This is a genomic window from Ralstonia sp. GX3-BWBA, assembly GCF_003290055.1.
Classification (GTDB): domain Bacteria; phylum Pseudomonadota; class Gammaproteobacteria; order Burkholderiales; family Burkholderiaceae; genus Ralstonia; species Ralstonia holmesii.
Genome location: NZ_QMKS01000001.1, coordinates 106,859 through 121,548 on the forward strand (window position 1 = coordinate 106,859; position 14,690 = coordinate 121,548).

The 14,690-nt window shown below is 66.2% G+C and carries 14 protein-coding genes; 5 read left to right on the forward strand and 9 right to left on the reverse strand.

Annotation, left to right across the window (positions count from 1 at the left end; translation table 11 throughout):
* Positions 1–6 precede the first annotated feature (6 nt).
* Positions 7–1,314, reverse strand: coding sequence for a glutamyl-tRNA reductase (gene hemA / locus DOD19_RS00600; RefSeq protein WP_024977793.1), 1,308 nt, complete (start codon positions 1,312–1,314; stop codon positions 7–9).
* A gap of 222 nt (positions 1,315–1,536) precedes the next feature.
* Between hemA and DOD19_RS00605 the strand changes: the two genes are divergently transcribed.
* Positions 1,537–1,779: a GlsB/YeaQ/YmgE family stress response membrane protein gene (locus DOD19_RS00605; protein ID WP_024977792.1), complete on the forward strand. Its 243-nt coding sequence runs from the start codon at positions 1,537–1,539 to the stop codon at positions 1,777–1,779.
* A 31-nt stretch (positions 1,780–1,810) separates the two neighbouring features.
* Here DOD19_RS00605 and DOD19_RS00610 read toward each other — a convergent pair whose 3' ends face one another.
* The 5 genes from DOD19_RS00610 to DOD19_RS00630 form a co-directional block, all read right to left on the reverse strand.
* Positions 1,811–3,769 (reverse strand): response regulator, encoded by a 1,959-nt coding sequence (locus DOD19_RS00610; RefSeq protein WP_112183501.1) that lies wholly within the window; start codon positions 3,767–3,769, stop codon positions 1,811–1,813.
* Positions 3,770–3,795: 26 nt separating this feature from the next.
* The gene (locus DOD19_RS00615; RefSeq protein ID WP_024972795.1) at positions 3,796–4,263 is read right to left on the reverse strand and encodes a response regulator; all 468 of its coding nucleotides are present in this window, start codon (positions 4,261–4,263) and stop codon (positions 3,796–3,798) included.
* Positions 4,264–4,289: 26 nt separating this feature from the next.
* Positions 4,290–6,578 (reverse strand): ATP-binding protein, encoded by a 2,289-nt coding sequence (locus tag DOD19_RS00620; protein WP_112183503.1) that lies wholly within the window; start codon positions 6,576–6,578, stop codon positions 4,290–4,292.
* Positions 6,579–6,917: 339 nt separating this feature from the next.
* Positions 6,918–8,012 (reverse strand): redox-regulated ATPase YchF, encoded by a 1,095-nt coding sequence (gene ychF, locus DOD19_RS00625; RefSeq protein ID WP_024977789.1) that lies wholly within the window; start codon positions 8,010–8,012, stop codon positions 6,918–6,920.
* 118 nt (positions 8,013–8,130) lie between these two features.
* Positions 8,131–9,024 carry a DMT family transporter gene (locus DOD19_RS00630; protein WP_112183505.1) on the reverse strand — a complete coding sequence of 298 codons (894 nt, stop codon included), beginning with the start codon at positions 9,022–9,024 and terminating at the stop codon, positions 8,131–8,133.
* 413 nt (positions 9,025–9,437) lie between these two features.
* On the opposite strand from DOD19_RS00630, the gene DOD19_RS00635 reads away from it, so the two are divergent.
* Entirely contained in the window at positions 9,438–9,815 is a 378-nt protein-coding gene (locus DOD19_RS00635) for a flagellar protein FliT (RefSeq protein WP_112183507.1), read from the forward strand.
* A gap of 31 nt (positions 9,816–9,846) precedes the next feature.
* Here the strand turns inward: DOD19_RS00635 and DOD19_RS00640 are convergent, their stop codons facing one another.
* Genes DOD19_RS00640 through DOD19_RS00650 form a run of 3 tightly spaced genes read right to left on the reverse strand, consistent with a single transcriptional unit; the run spans position 9,847 to position 11,083 of the window.
* Positions 9,847–10,320 (reverse strand): lytic transglycosylase domain-containing protein, encoded by a 474-nt coding sequence (locus DOD19_RS00640; RefSeq protein ID WP_112183509.1) that lies wholly within the window; start codon positions 10,318–10,320, stop codon positions 9,847–9,849.
* Between the two features lie 24 nt (positions 10,321–10,344).
* Complete coding sequence (locus DOD19_RS00645) at positions 10,345–10,683, reverse strand: hypothetical protein (protein WP_112183511.1); 339 nt, start codon at positions 10,681–10,683, stop codon at positions 10,345–10,347.
* 10 nt (positions 10,684–10,693) lie between these two features.
* Complete coding sequence (locus DOD19_RS00650; RefSeq protein WP_112183513.1) at positions 10,694–11,083, reverse strand: hypothetical protein; 390 nt, start codon at positions 11,081–11,083, stop codon at positions 10,694–10,696.
* 365 nt (positions 11,084–11,448) lie between these two features.
* Here DOD19_RS00650 and DOD19_RS00655 point away from each other — a divergent pair, with 365 nt between their 5' ends.
* The 3 genes from DOD19_RS00655 (at position 11,449) to DOD19_RS00665 (ending at position 14,632) form a co-directional block, all read left to right on the forward strand.
* Complete coding sequence (locus tag DOD19_RS00655; protein WP_112183515.1) at positions 11,449–12,744, forward strand: UbiH/UbiF family hydroxylase; 1,296 nt, start codon at positions 11,449–11,451, stop codon at positions 12,742–12,744.
* Between the two features lie 46 nt (positions 12,745–12,790).
* Positions 12,791–13,537, forward strand: a complete 747-nt coding sequence (locus tag DOD19_RS00660) for a DsbC family protein (protein ID WP_024977782.1) — start codon at positions 12,791–12,793, stop codon at positions 13,535–13,537.
* A 78-nt stretch (positions 13,538–13,615) separates the two neighbouring features.
* The gene (locus tag DOD19_RS00665) at positions 13,616–14,632 is read left to right on the forward strand and encodes an MDR family oxidoreductase (RefSeq protein WP_112183516.1); all 1,017 of its coding nucleotides are present in this window, start codon (positions 13,616–13,618) and stop codon (positions 14,630–14,632) included.
* The last annotated feature ends 58 nt before the right edge of the window (positions 14,633–14,690 follow it).

Below are 14,690 nucleotides of genomic sequence, written 5' to 3' on the forward strand. Positions count from 1 at the left end.
TGGCCGCTAGCGCTCGGAGTGGCTGGACTGGCGGAACAACGCCGGCAGCAGGTCGATGAGCTGCTCGCGGCCTTCGCCCTGCGTGTGGTTGAGCGCATGCGTCGGGCCGTGGAGGAATTTCTTGGTCAGCGCTTGCGACAGCGCTTCGAGCACCAGCGCCGGATCATCGCCGCGCGCAAGCATGCGCTGGGCGCGTTCCAGTTCACCCTGGCGCAGCGTTTCGGCCTGCGCATGCAGATCGCGGATGATGGGCACCACGCTGCGCGCATCGAGCCAGTGCATGAAGTTCAGCACGCGCGTGTCGATGATGGCTTCGGCCTGCGCCACGGCGGCCTGCCGCAGCGCGTTGCCTTCGCGCACGATGGCGCCCAGGTCGTCCACGGTGTAGAGGAATACGTCGGACAGACGCGCGACTTCGGGTTCGATGTCACGCGGCACGGCCAGGTCGACCATGAACATCGGGCGGTGGCGGCGCTGCTTGATGGCGCGCTCCACGGCACCCAGGCCGATGATGGGCAGCGTGCTGGCGGTGCACGAAACAACGATGTCGAACTCAGCGAGCTTGGTCGGCAGTTCGGCCAGGCGCACGGCGCGGGCGTTCAGGCCCTGGTTCGACAGCGATTCGGCGAGCTTCTCGCCGCGTTCCAGCGTGCGGTTGGCGATCACCACCTCGCGTGGCGTCTGCGCGGCGAAGTGCGTGGCGCACAGCTCGATCATCTCACCGGCGCCGATGAACAATACGCGCTGATCGGCGATCGATTCGAAGATGCGTTGCGCCAGGCGTACAGCGGCAGCGGCCATCGACACGGAATGCGCGCCGATCTCTGTCGTGCCGCGCACTTCCTTGGCCACCGCAAAGGTGCGCTGGAATAGCTGATTCAGGTACGTGCCCAGGGCGCCCGCTTCGGTGGCGGTGCGCACGGCGTCTTTCATCTGGCCGAGGATCTGCGTCTCACCCAGCACCATGGAATCGAGCCCGCTGGCCACGCGAAACGCGTGGCGCACCGCGAGCGATTGCCCGAGCGAATACACATGGGGCGCGAGTTCGCCGGGATCGATGTTGTGGTGCTGTGCCAGCCAGCGAATCGCATGCTCGTGCGCGGTCTGCTCGGGCAAGTTGCCGTCGGTGGCGCAGTAGATTTCAGTGCGATTACAGGTGGAAAGGATGGCAGCTTCGGCCGTGCTTCTGAGGTGCGGCAGGTGCTGGCGCAGCGTGCCCAGCGCGGGCTTGAGCTGCTCGAGCGGAAACGCCACCTTCTCGCGCAGGGAAAGCGGCGCAGTGTGGTGGTTGATTCCGAGCGTCAGCAACTGCATGTGGGGCGGCCGGTTAAATGGGGACGGCACGAATTTTGAGCACTCTGGATTATAACGCCCGGCCCCCGGATGAGCAGGACCCAGGTCAAATCTGGTGGTGTGTGTGAATGAATGTCGGTTATTCGTCACGCGCCGCGCGGTGGGTCAGCGTGGCCTTCTGCAGCGTCCTGCGCTAAGGTACGCGTCCAGTTGAATCGCTCAAGGGCAATACGGAGAACAGGCATGGGGTGGATCGGGCCGCTGTGGATCGGGCTGGCGGTGGGCGTCGCGGCGCGTTGGCTGCATCCCGCAGGCAAACGCCTGGGGTGGGGGGCTGCGCTGGCGACGGGCGGGATTGGCGCGTTGTTCGGTTACTACAGCGGCCAGTTTGCCCACCTCTATGCCGATGGGCAGATCATGGCCTGGACGGCCGCCGTAGTGGGCGCCATGCTGCTGCCCGCCGCGTGGGGCCTGTTGCGCCGCTAGGGGCGAGTGTCCTGCGGCATTCTGGCGCGGTTCAGCCCGCGCCCACGCCGGCAGTGCGCGCATCGCGCGCGGCCAGATAGCCGGCCATCAGCGTTTCCAGCCGCTTGAAGTCCACGGGTTTGGTCAGGTGATCCGTAAAGCCCGCGTCGCGGCAGCGGGCGATGTCTTCTTCCATGCCGTAGCCCGTAATCGCAATCGACGGTGCGGCTTGCCGCTCGGCAAAAACACGCACCACGTCCAGGCCGCTGCCGTCTGGCAGGCCAATATCGCTGATCAGCAGATCGAACGTGCCAGATTCAGCGGCTTGCATGGCCGTGCGGGCGCCATTGGCTACGGCGACGCTGTGGCCGAGGATTTCCAGCATCTGCGACATGGCTTCGGCTGTATCGGCGTTGTCTTCCACCAGCAGTACGTGCAGGCCGCGCGTCGGTTGGGCGCGTGGCGAGGGCGGCGAGGGCGGTGTCTCGAGCTGCACCATCTCGGTGGCCAGGGGCAGAGTGAGCGTGAATGTGGCACCCTCGTGGCGGCCGGCGCTCTCGGCAATCAGCGAGCCCTCATGCTTCTGCACCAGCGCGTAGGCAATCGCCAGACCTAGGCCCAGCCCGCCAAAGCGCTGCGTGATCGATGCATCGGCCTGCTCGAACGCCGAGAAGATACGCGGCAGTGCGTCGAGCTCAATGCCGATGCCGTTGTCCTTCACCGCCACGGCCACGGTGGCGGGCGACGGGTTCCAGACGCGCACCTCAATGGCGCCGCCTTCTGGCGTGAACTTGACGGCGTTGCGTACCAGGTTCCAGATCACCTGCTGGATGCGTGCGCCGTCGGCATACAGCCGGCTGCGGCCCGCCTCGAAGCGCGTCTTGAGCGACAGCCGCTTGGCCTGCATGTCGTTGCGCGACATCTCCAGCGTGCTCTCCAGCAGCGGATACAAATCGACCAGCGCAAAGCTCACCGCCAGCTTGCCGCGTGCAATGCCGGTGATGTCGAGCAGGTCGTCGATCAGGCGCGCTTCCAGCTCGGCATTGCGGCGCACGACTTCGAGCTGTGCGACCACATACGCTGGCAAATCCTGGCGCAGTTCCAGCAGATGCACGGCGGTCAGGATTGGCGTGAGTGGCGTGCGCAGTTCATGCGAGAGCACGGCCAGGAAGTGGTCCTTGGCGTGATTGGCGGTCTCGGCTTCTTCCTTTGCACGGCGCAGAGCGTCGGCCGCGATGCGCTCTTCCGTGGAGTCGCGGATGATCTTGGAGAAGCCGACCAGTTGCCCGGTCTCGTTGTGGATGGCGGTGACCACGCTCGATGCGTAGAACGGCGTGCCATCCTTGCGCAGCATCCAGCGGTCGTCGGTGAGGCTGCCTTCGCGGCGCGCGCGTTCGAGCTTGCGCTGGAATTCACCGGCCTCGCGCGCAGCCTGCGGATACAGAATCTCGGCCGACTTGCCGAGGATGTCCTCGCGCGCATAGCCGAGAATGCTGCGCGACGCCGCGTTCCAGGTGCGCACGATGCCCTGCGGGTCTAGCGAGAGCACAGCGTGCTCCTTGAGCGCGTTGATCAGCAGGCGAAAGTGCGTTTCCGCTTCCCGCAGGGCGGCTTCGGCAGCGATGCGCTGGCGGCGTTCGGCGGCTTCGGCCAGCGCGCGCAACAGCACCACGGGCAGGCGCTGCAGGCGCTGCTTGATGACGTAATCGGTGGCGCCGCGCTTGAGCATGTCCACCGCGTGCTCTTCGCCCAGCGCACCCGATACGAAGATGAACGGCGTTTGCGGCGCCATGCGACGCGCAATGTCGAGCGCTTCCGCACCCGTGAGCTGCGGCAGCATGTAGTCGGCCAGGATGGCGTCGAAGGTCCGTGTGCTGAGCTGGGCGATGAAGTCGGACTCGTTGTCGACCAGCGTGGTGTCGGCCTGCAGGTTGGCGGTTTCCAGCCGCGCGCGCGTCAGTTCTGCATCGAGCGGATTGTCTTCGACTAGCAGCAGTTGCAGATTGGGCATGGGGGCGAATGCTCCGGATGGGGCGGCTAGCTCGCCGGCAGCAACGTGCGGCGCGCCCGGGTGGAGCCGGGCGGCGGTTCGTTGAGCACCGCCCAGAACACGCCCAGGTCGGCAATCGCATCGACAAACGCACGGAACTCCACCGGTTTGACCACATAGGCGTTGACGCCCAGCTCGTAGCTGCGCAGCAGGTCGGTTTCTTCGCGCGACGAGGTGAGCATGACCACCGGCAGGCTCTTGAGCGCGGGCGTGGCGCGAATCTCGGCCAGCACTTCCAGGCCGTCGACCTTCGGCAGCTTCAAGTCGAGCAGCACCACGGCCGGGTTGCCCGGTACGCGTTGCGCGTAAAGATTGCGCGCGTGCAGGTAATCCAGCGCTTCAGCGCCGTCTCGGGTGACGACCACATCGTTGGCAAGCTGGCTGCGTTCCAACGCCAGCAAGGTCAGCTCGAGGTCGTTTGGGTTGTCTTCGACGAGCAGGATGGGTTTGAGCATGGTGACAATGAACGTGGAAAGAACGATCAGGCATCGCGAGTCATGGGTGTGCGCTGGCCCGCCCCGGATGCCACCTGCGGGTCGGGCGTGCGCGGCAGCGCGAAGTAGAACGTCGCGCCGCGGTCAAGCTCGCCCTCGGCCCATGTGCGGCCGCCATGGCGATCGATGATGCGCCGCACATTGGCCAGGCCGATGCCGGTGCCCTCGAACTCGTCCATGCGATGCAGCCGCTGGAACACGCCGAACAGCTTGGTTACGTATTCCATCGAGAAGCCCACGCCGTTGTCCGCAATGCGCACGATGGTTTCTGCGTCGGTCTGTTCGGCGTCGATATGGATGCGTGCCGGATCACGGTCACGCGTGTATTTGATGGCGTTGGAGAGCAGATTGCGCATCGCCAGTTGCAGGAATGCCGGGTCGGCGCGCACCACGGGCAACGCGGCGATGTTCCACTCGATATGGCGGCGCCCCTGGTCTAACGTCAGGTCCCGCACGACGCCGCGCACGAGCTGGGCGAGGTCGACATCGGTCAGGTGAAGCGCGCCCCGGCCCATCTGCGAGAAGGTGAGCAGATCGTCGACCAGCTTGCCCGCAAAGCGCGACGACTCCGAGATCGTCTGCAGAAAGTGCCGCCCGCGCGCCGAGACGTGCTCACCCTCCATCTCGTCGAGCAGTTCGGCATAGCCGGCAATGTGTCGCAGCGGGGCGCGCAAGTCATGTGAAACGGAATACGAGAACGCTTCCAGCTCGTGATTGGCGCGGCGCAGCTCGCTCGTCAACTCCGCGGCTTCTTCTGCGCGGCGCAGCACGATGTTGAGCACGGCGTAGCGGAACTCCGCGGCAGTTTCCACTTCGCTCGTGCGCCACGGGCGCGAGGTGTGCGCGATCTGCTCTTGCCAATGGTGCGTGCGACCGAGCATGTGCCCGGTTGCGTGGTCGTTGGCCAATTCCGGTGCGTCGCCCACCCAGCGTACGGTGTGCGGAGTTTCGGGGCGGAACCACAGCACGTAGTGGCGATGCAGTTGCGAAACCTGCACGGCCAGCACGCCGCTGGCCTGGGGCCGCAGCGCGGCGCCGTCCGGATAGGTGGTGGCCAGGCGGTCGGTGTGGAAGACCTCGCCGGGGTGCTCATTGGCCAGCCATTCGGTCAGGCGCACGATGCTGTCTTCGTCAGGCGCGGCACCGATGCGCACGCACTCGCCCTGGCGCACGATGGCGGCGCCGCTGGCCGAGGCAAAGCGCAGCAGATCGGCGGGATGTTCGATCAGGCCTTCGTGGAAATGGTCGCGATCGGCCATCGCGGCCAGCAGGCGCACCAGGATGCGTCGCAGTTCCAGCCGGTGGGCGATCTCGGCGCGGTCTTCCTTCGCTTCGATCTGCAGCGACAGAATCTGTGCGAGGTGTTCACATGCCGTGCGCACTTCAAACGACAACGAACAGGGCGTCGCATGGTGGCATGCGATCAAGCCCCACAGGTTCCCGCGCACCGTAAGCGCCAGCGTGAGCGAGGCCTTCGCGCCCATGCGGCGCATGGTTTCGCGCTGCGCCTCGGACGCCGCGCGCAAGGCAGCGTACGTCAGATCAGTCGTGCGCCCCGTGGACGGATGCAGCGGGGGCACCAGCCCCACCGGCGTGTCGTCGACGTCTGCCACGAGCCGCAAGGGGTTGTGGCTATACAGGCTGCGCAGTTCGGGCGTCATGCCGGCGCCCGACAGGTGCGTGCCCACCAGCGTGTCATAGGCCTTGTCGCGCGCTTCGGCCAGTGCCTGCAAGGAGCCATCGCGGTCAATGCGGTAGATCGTGACGCGGCCAAAGCGGGTAAGGCGGCGGACTTCGCGGGCGGCGAGGTCCGTCAGCGCATCGACCGTGCCGACGGCTTGCAGGCTGGCGATGAAGGTGCGCACCAGCGGGTACATTGATGCAAACGCGCCGTCGGCCGCATGCACCGCGGGTTCCAGCTCCAAGATCAGAGTGCGCTTGTGCCGGTGCATCACCGCGTCGAGCGCGTGGCCGTGCGGCGTCTGCAGCGTGCCGATATACAGCGGATGGCCGTCGATGCTGTGTGTGCCCAGGGCGCGCTCCAGCAACTTGCGGCCGGCGGTGCCGATCACACGGTCGACGGGGGCCTGCAGCGCAGTGGCCAGTGGCGTACCCAGCGCGGCCTGCAGGTTTTCACTCGCCTGGTGGATGCGTAAATCGGGTTCGGACAGGCACAGCAACACCCCGCGCGACTGGATGGCAGCGTGGCTGCCGATGCCGGGCGAGGCGTCGATGTCGTCAACTACGGACAAGGGCGGAGGCGATTGCGAACTCATGGCGTTGGGCGAGTGCGCCGCCCCGAAGGCCTTGGCTGAATGCCTGGCGGGGGCGGCGGGCTGCCCCGGGCGGAAGCGGCCTGCCGGGGTTCAGCGTATCCGCTGTGCGCTACGCAAGCGACGTGCCCGACACGCGAAAACGGCATGACGATGCGCCCGGTGGAGCACTGAAGCCGCGTCATCGGTCCTTCCCGCATGTAAAAAAGTGATGCTGGGCCGCCTCAACGTTACAAGGCTGGACGGTACCCGGGCGGGCCTGTTACCCAGGCTTGCATACTCGCGTCCCCATGAAAAAAGCCCCGCAATTACTGCGGGGCTTTTTCGTTGTGCTTGTGCTGATCAGACGTTGAACAGGAAGTGCAGCACATCGCCGTCCTTGACGATGTATTCCTTGCCTTCGGCGCGCATCTTGCCAGCTTCCTTGGCGCCTTGTTCACCCTTGAACTGGATGAAATCATCGTACGAAATCGTCTGGGCGCGGATGAAGCCGCGTTCGAAGTCGGTGTGGATGGCCGCAGCGGCGCGCGGGGCCGTGTCGCCGATGTGGATCGTCCAGGCGCGCACTTCCTTCACGCCGGCGGTGAAGTAGGTTTGCAGGCCGAGCAACTTGAAGGCCGCGCGGATCACGCGGTTCAGGCCGGGTTCGTCCATGCCGATGTCGGCCAGGAATTCAGCCTTGTCAGCGTCATCCAGATCCGCGATTTCGGCTTCGATGGCAGCGCAGACGGCCACCACCGGCGAATTCGTCTGCGCGGCGTAGTTGCGCACGGCGTCCAGGTGCGGGTTGTTCTCGAAGCCGTCTTCGCGCACGTTAGCGACGTACATGGTCGGCTTGGCGGTAATCAGGCACAGCGGCTTGATGGTTGCCCACTCGTCGTCGGTCAGGTTCAGGCCACGCACGGGTTTGGCTTCGTCCAGCACCTTCTGTGCTTTTTCCAGCACCGCGACCAGCTTGGCGGCTTCCTTGTCGTTGCCCGACTTGGCGGCCTTGGTGTAGCGCTGCAGTGCCTTTTCAACCGTGGCCAGGTCAGCGAGGGCCAGTTCGGTGTTGATGACCTCGATGTCGGCGATCGGGTCGACCTTGCCTGCGACGTGGATCACGTTTTCATCTTCGAAACAGCGCACCACGTGCGTGATGGCATCTGTCTCGCGGATGTTGGCCAGGAACTGGTTGCCCAGGCCTTCACCCTTGGAGGCGCCCGCCACCAGGCCCGCAATGTCGACGAACTCGACCACCGCCGGCAGCACCCGCTCGGGCTTGACGATGTCGGCCAGCGCTTGCAGGCGGACGTCCGGCACTTCCACCACGCCTACGTTGGGCTCGATCGTGCAGAACGGGTAGTTCTCGGCAGCGATGCCGGCTTTGGTCAGGGCATTGAACAGGGTCGACTTGCCGACGTTCGGCAGACCAACGATGCCGCATTGGAGGCTCATGGTGAAAAAGGCTCTAAATCAAGGGGTTGCGTGACGCGGGGGAGGCGGCAGCACAGCGGAATCCGGGCTGTGCGCGTCGTTCACGGAAAGGCGTGATTGTAACCGCTCCGGATGGCGTCTAGCCCTGGGATGCCGCTTCGGCGCGCTTGCGCTGCGTGCGACTGGCCAGCACCAGGGCAATGCCGCCGAGGATGGCGGCGGAGGCGGCAGCCAGACGCGGTGTCAGCGGCTCCGCCAGGAACAGCACCGCGCCGAACGCCGCAATGGGCGGCACCGACAGTTGCACCGCCGCCGCACGGATCGCCGACAGCCCTTTGAGCGCGGCGTACCAGATCACATAGCCGATGCCCGAAGTGAGCGCGCCGGAGGCGAGCGCGAGCAGGATACCGGCCGGGCTGGCGTGTGCGCGGCCATACAGCAACAGGCTCAGCGCAAGCGCCATGGGCGCGGCGCGCAGGAAGTTGCCGGCAGTGGCAGCCAGCGGATTGTCGAGCCCGCGCCCGCGCAGGGAATACACGCCCCAGGCGATGCCCGCCACCGTCATCAACGCGGCACCCAGCGGCGTCGGCGCTGTCACGCCGGGCGATACGAGATAGACGAGCCCACCTGCCGCCAGCGCAAAACCCGCCCAACCAAGGGCCTCGAACCGTTCGCCGGCACGCAGGCCAGCCGCCAGCATGGTGAGCTGCACCGCGCCAAACAGAATCAGCGCGCCGGTGCCTGCGCTCAGCGTCAGATACGCAAACGAGAAGAACGCGACGTAGAGGAACAACATCGTCGCGGCAGCCCAATCAGCACGCGCTGGCGGCGCCCGCCCCGCGCTCGCCCGCGCAAGGACGGCCAGCACGACGGCGCCCGACACCAACCGGATGCTGGAAAAGCTCGCCGCGTCGATGGCAGCGTGCTGCAACGCCAGCCGGCACAGCAACGAGTTCGACGCGAACGCCACCATGGTGATGCTGGTGAGCAGTACCGTGCGCAGGGCGGGGTGCCCGTCGTTCGTCTGGTCCATGTGAGTTCTCATGCGATGGGCAATCGGCGCGCCAGAGATGCCTGGCCAGGGAATGTCGACGTGATTCACGTGTCCAATTCTTCGGGCGACAGACCGCGCGGGAGCGGCGCGATGTCCTCATTCTAGAAGGCGCCTTCGGTCAGACAAGGCGCCTCCCGGCTGCATGGGCGAGCGGGGTGACGGCGTTACGGGCCCTGTTACGCGTTACGTTCCAGAAACGTAACAACTTCGCTTGAGGCGGCGGCTTTTCGGGCCCGCGATGCCTGCCACCAGATGCCCTCCGTATCCTGCGAGGCCAGGCCGGCAAAGGCTTGAGCGCCGTTTCCGCGCGAGTCGGAGACGGCTGCGGGCCGGCCGGGCATGCCTATTGCACTGGCTTCCCGCAAACAACACGTTTGATTCTGGAGCACAGCATGTCCTGGACCATCGCCACCGCCGCCCGCCCGATCCATACGGTTTCCGACAGCGCCGGCCTGTTTGCCTGCTACGAGGCCATCGCGAGCCTGTCCGAAGACATGGTGGATGCTGCCGAACGCGGCGATTGGGACGAAGTGAGCTTGCTTGAGCGCGAATGCGCGGCCCACATGGAGCGCCTGGGCCACGGCCTGCGCCCGGCCTTGTCGCACGAAGAAGCGCAACGCAAGCGCGACCTGATGATGCGCATTCTGGCCAACGACGCCCGTGTGCGTGCGCTGGTCTGCCCGCGTCAGGATGAACTGATGCGCTTGGTGAGCGGCGAGCGCCGTGCCATTGGCGCACGTCAGGCGTACGCCGCCGTCTCGTATTACTGAGCGGCAGAGCGGTTCGGAGGCCGGACCCGATTCAGCGGTCGGCCCGCAATTCTCCCCACGACATCAGCACCCGCTGGATGCTGCGCGCATAGGCGTCGCGGTGGACAGGCGTTTCCGAGTGATACGCGCCGATGGCCCGCCACGTGTTTCCATGGCGAACCATCTTTTGCTTGAGCAGCCATGCCGCCACGAACACGTTGACGCAGGCGTCGGTCAGCGCACGGCGCGGCACGCCGTAGCGGGCCAGCGTACTGAAGTGGATCGAGTTGATCTGCGCCTGGCCGATGTCGACCGAGCCATCGGCGTTGTGGTGGACAGCGCCCGCATCGCCCTTCGATTCAAACCACACGATCGCGCGCAGCACCGTCGGGTTGACGCCCTGATAGGCGCCGGCCTGCTCGAAGCAATCGCCCGAGGCGGCGTGCGCAGCAACGCTGGAGGCGGCCAGCACAAGCGCCGCGCCAAGGCGGCTGCAGTTCAAGCGAAGAGGGCGGGCGAGGGGCATGACGGCTCCGACGGCGATCGTTGGTTACTTCTGCAGGGCCACTTCAAGCTGCCGCTCGATACTGGCCAGATACGTATGCGATGCCTCCGACACCACCATGCGCGGCACCGGCTCGGTCGCCTTGCGCCACTGCGTGGTCACAACCTTGCGCTTGCCGCCGCGCGTGTGTACGGCGGGCGCGGCTTCGATTTCGGCACCGCCGCCGGGCGGTAGCATCGCCAGCGAGGGCAGGGGCGGATAGACGCGGTCGGGCGCTGCGGCCGTCGCCGGCATCAATGCGTCGGGCGGTGCGGCAAGGGTCGATGCGGCCGGTATCGCCAACAGGCCAACGGTGAGCGGGAAAAGCAGATGGTGCATACGCATGACGGTCCTCTTAATCCTGCGTGCGGATCGTCACGCTGTACGGCTGGCTGGCGCTGACGGTCAGGTTTTCCAGGCGGACGTAGGCGGCGCGCTGCGCGGGCACGCCGTTCCACAGCGCCTGGTTCAGATAACGGAAATCCTGCGCCAGCGCGGCTACCTGGATCGTCGCCGGGCGTTTCTGCGCTGCGGCCAACGCGCCGGCCTTGGTCAGCACGGCGGTCAGTTGCGGGTCATGCGCGCCCAGTGCATCGGGCGGGATGGCGAAGGTCATGACTTCGCCCGTGGGCGCGGTGCGGGCCACCGGGGGCGGCGTCTGGGCAGGCATTTGCGCGCAGCCGGCCAGTGCCAGCAGCGCGGCCAGCGTCAGCGATGCGGCGGAGCGTTCGGAAAAAGTCCACATGGCGATGAGGAATGCGTGGATCGGACCCGCACTGTATCGGCGGGTCGCGCGTGTCAAAACGTCGAATTACCCGGCTTTTATCGTCCATCCCGACGGATGGCTTGAGGCCCGGATTCAAGGTGAAAGCGGCATCACATCGTGCGTTTCCGGGCTGGCGAAGTGTCTTGCACATATGCGGCGCAAGCGGCATGTATGCGCGCCAAATATGCGCTGCACGCTGCAATGGGTTCGGGTGGCGCGGACGTCTTGCGCCGGGCCAGTAGGCGTAAACACCGAGCCGGGATGCGGCGGCGCCAAGTGCCGGCCGTGACACTTTTGCGCGGCCACAAGGCTGGAACACCCCCCGCCGCTATAATCGGCGCACCATGAATACACCCGCGTTTTCCTCTTCCAAGGCTGCGCCCAAAGAGGCAGCGCCTTACCACTTGGCCGTGGTGGGCGGCGGCATCGTCGGGCGCGCCTGTGCGCTGCGGCTGGCGCAGATCGGCTTGCGCATTGCGCATATCGCGCCGCCCGCGCCAGCCTCCGCACCGTCGGGGCCGGATGCCTGGGATGCGCGTGTCTACGCGTTCTCGTCCAGCTCCCAGGCGCTGCTGGAGCAGTTGCGCATCTGGCCGGCGCTCGACATGACGCGCGTGCAGCCTGTGCACGACATGCGGATCTTCGGCGACGACGCTGCCGCACGCGGCGAGCACGCCCACCCCGACCTGCATTTTTCCGCCTACGCAGCCGGCACGCCGCAACTGGCGTGGATTGCTGAATCGTCGCTGGTCGAGCGCGCACTGGAAACCGCACTGCACTTCGCCCACACGGTGCAGACCTTCCCGCATGCCGCCACCGGCTTCGAAATGGAAGCCGATGCCGTGCGCCTGACGCTGGCCGACGGGCAGACGATCCGCGCGGAATGCGTGATCGGCGCCGACGGCAAGAATTCGTGGGTGCGCCAGCAGGCCGGCATCCAGGCTGAAGCGAAGCCGTATCGGCAGCTTGGCGTGGTCGCCAACTTCCAGGCCGAGCGCTGGCATCAGGACACCGCGTGGCAATGGTTCCTCGGTGCATCCGCCGAGCAGGTCGCCGCGGCGGATGACACCGCCCCGTTGCGCGGCGAGATCCTCGCGATGCTGCCGTTGCCAGATCGGCGCGTGTCGATGGTGTGGTCCGCCAGCGAAGACCACGCCCGCGAGCTGCTCGCGCTGTCGCCGGAGGCGCTGTGCCGCGCCGTGGAAGCCGCGGCCGGTGGCGCCATCGCCGCACGCTTTGGACGCCTATCGAACATCACGCCTGCGCAGGGCTTCCCGCTCGTGCTGCAACACGCCAGCCGGGCGGTCGCGCCGCGTGTGGCGCTGGTGGGCGATGCAGCCCATGTGATTCATCCGCTGGCCGGGCAGGGCATGAACCTCGGGCTTAGGGATGTGTCCGAAATTGGCCGGGTGATGGCGGAACGTGAAACCATGCGCGATCATGGCGATCTGAGGTTGCTGCGCCGTTACGAGCGCGCCCGCCGCGAAGACCTGCTTTCGCTCACGGCCGCCACCGATGGTCTGCACAAACTGTTCGCCCTGCCGGGCGCGCTGCCCCGTACGGTACGCAACGCGGGGATGCGCATGGTGGGTATGACACCATTTATCAAACGCTTGTTGATCAAGCACGCACTCGGCTGAGACAGTCTCAGTGGGTTTGTGGTTTTTCGGGGTTCCAGGAGTCGTTATGTCGTTTCGTATTCGGGTGGCGGCCATCGCCTCTGCGGTGGCCGTGGCAGCCATTGGCGCGGGCTATGTGTTGAGCGCCGGTGCTGCCGAGCCCGCATTGGACAAGGTCAAGGCCACGGTACAGAAGGCCCTGGGCCCGAACGTGGAGATCAAAAGCGTCACCAAGTCGCCGCTGGCTGGCCTGTACGAAATCAACCTCGGCAGCCAGGTCGTCTACAGCGACGCCACCGGCCGCTACGTGCTCAACGGCGACCTGCTTGATACGCAGACCGCTACCAACCTCACGCAAGAGCACCTGGCTGAGCTGAACCGCGTGAAGTGGTCCGACTTGCCGCTGGACCGCGCTGTGAAATGGGTCAAGGGCAACGGCGCACGCAAGATCGCCGTGTTCTCCGATCCGAACTGCCCTTACTGCCACAAGCTGGAGCAGATGCTCACGCAGGTCGACAACATCACGGTCTACACCTTCCTGTTCCCGATCCTGTCGGAAGACTCGAACACCAAGGCCAAGCAGATCTGGTGTTCGGCTGACCGCGCCAAGGCCTGGCGCGACTGGATGACCGCCAAGACCGCCCCGGGCGGCGCCGGTACCTGTGACACACCACTGGAAGCCAACCTGAAGCTGGGCCAGCAGCTCAACGTGACCGGCACGCCGGCCATCATCTTCCCGGACGGCACCCGGGCCCCGGGCCTGATCGACGCGGCCACGCTGGAGCGCAAGTTCGCCGCGCTCAAGAAGTCTTAATTCGCACGAAGGAAGCGCCGGTAGATCCGGCGCTTTTTCTTTGGGCGCTTGCATTCACCTCACCCTCGGAGACTTGGCATGTCGTTTCGCGCGCTGATGCTGGAAAAGCAGGATGGCGGGCCGCTGGCCCACATCGTCGACCTCGATGACGCGGCGTTGTCCACGCCCGAAGCGCTTGCCAACGACGTGACCGCTGGCGACGTGCTGATTCGCGTGGACTGGTCGACCATCAATTACAAGGACGGCCTGGCCATCACCGGTAAAGGCCCCGTCGTGCGCAAATGGCCAATGGTGGCCGGTATCGACGGCGCGGGAGTGGTGCTCGATTCCTCGCACCCGGACTGGAGGACGGGCGATTCGGTCGTGCTCAACGGCTGGGGCGTCGGCGAGGCGCACTGGGGTTGCCTTGCGCAGCGGGCGCGGCTTTCCGGCGATTGGCTGGTGGCATTGCCGGCGGGGCTCGATGCGCGGCAGGCCATGGCGATCGGCACGGCAGGCTACACGGCGATGCTCTCGGTGTTGGCGCTTGAGCGGGCCGGCGTGAAACCAGACGATGGCGAGGTGCTGGTGACCGGCGCGTCGGGCGGCGTGGGCTCGATCGCCATCGCGCTGCTCGGCAAACTGGGTTACCGCGTGGTGGCGTCCACCGGCAAGACGAGCGAGGCCGATTTCCTGCAGGCGCTGGGTGCAGCAGAAGTGATCGACCGCGCCGAGCTTTCCGCCCCTGGCAAGCCACTGCAGAAGGAGCGCTGGGCCGCGGTGGTCGATTCGGTAGGCTCGCACACGCTGGTCAACGCGTGCGCACAAGTGCGCTACGGCGGTGTCGTCACGGCGTGCGGGCTTGCGCAGGGAATGGATTTTCCGGCGACCGTCGCGCCGTTCATCCTCCGCGGCGTAACGCTGTACGGGATCGACAGCGTGATGGCACCGCGTGCGTTGCGCCAGACCGCGTGGCAGCGCCTGGCCGCCGATCTGCTGCCCGATCGCCTGGCTGCCATCACGCGCGAAGTGTCGCTTTCGGAGGCCATTGACGCTGCACACGACATCATGGCCGGCAAGATGCGTGGGCGCGTCGTGGTCGACGTCAACCGATAGGCTGGCAGGCCGGTTTGCGGACGATTTGCCTTCGGCAGCATGGGACGGCAACGCTACA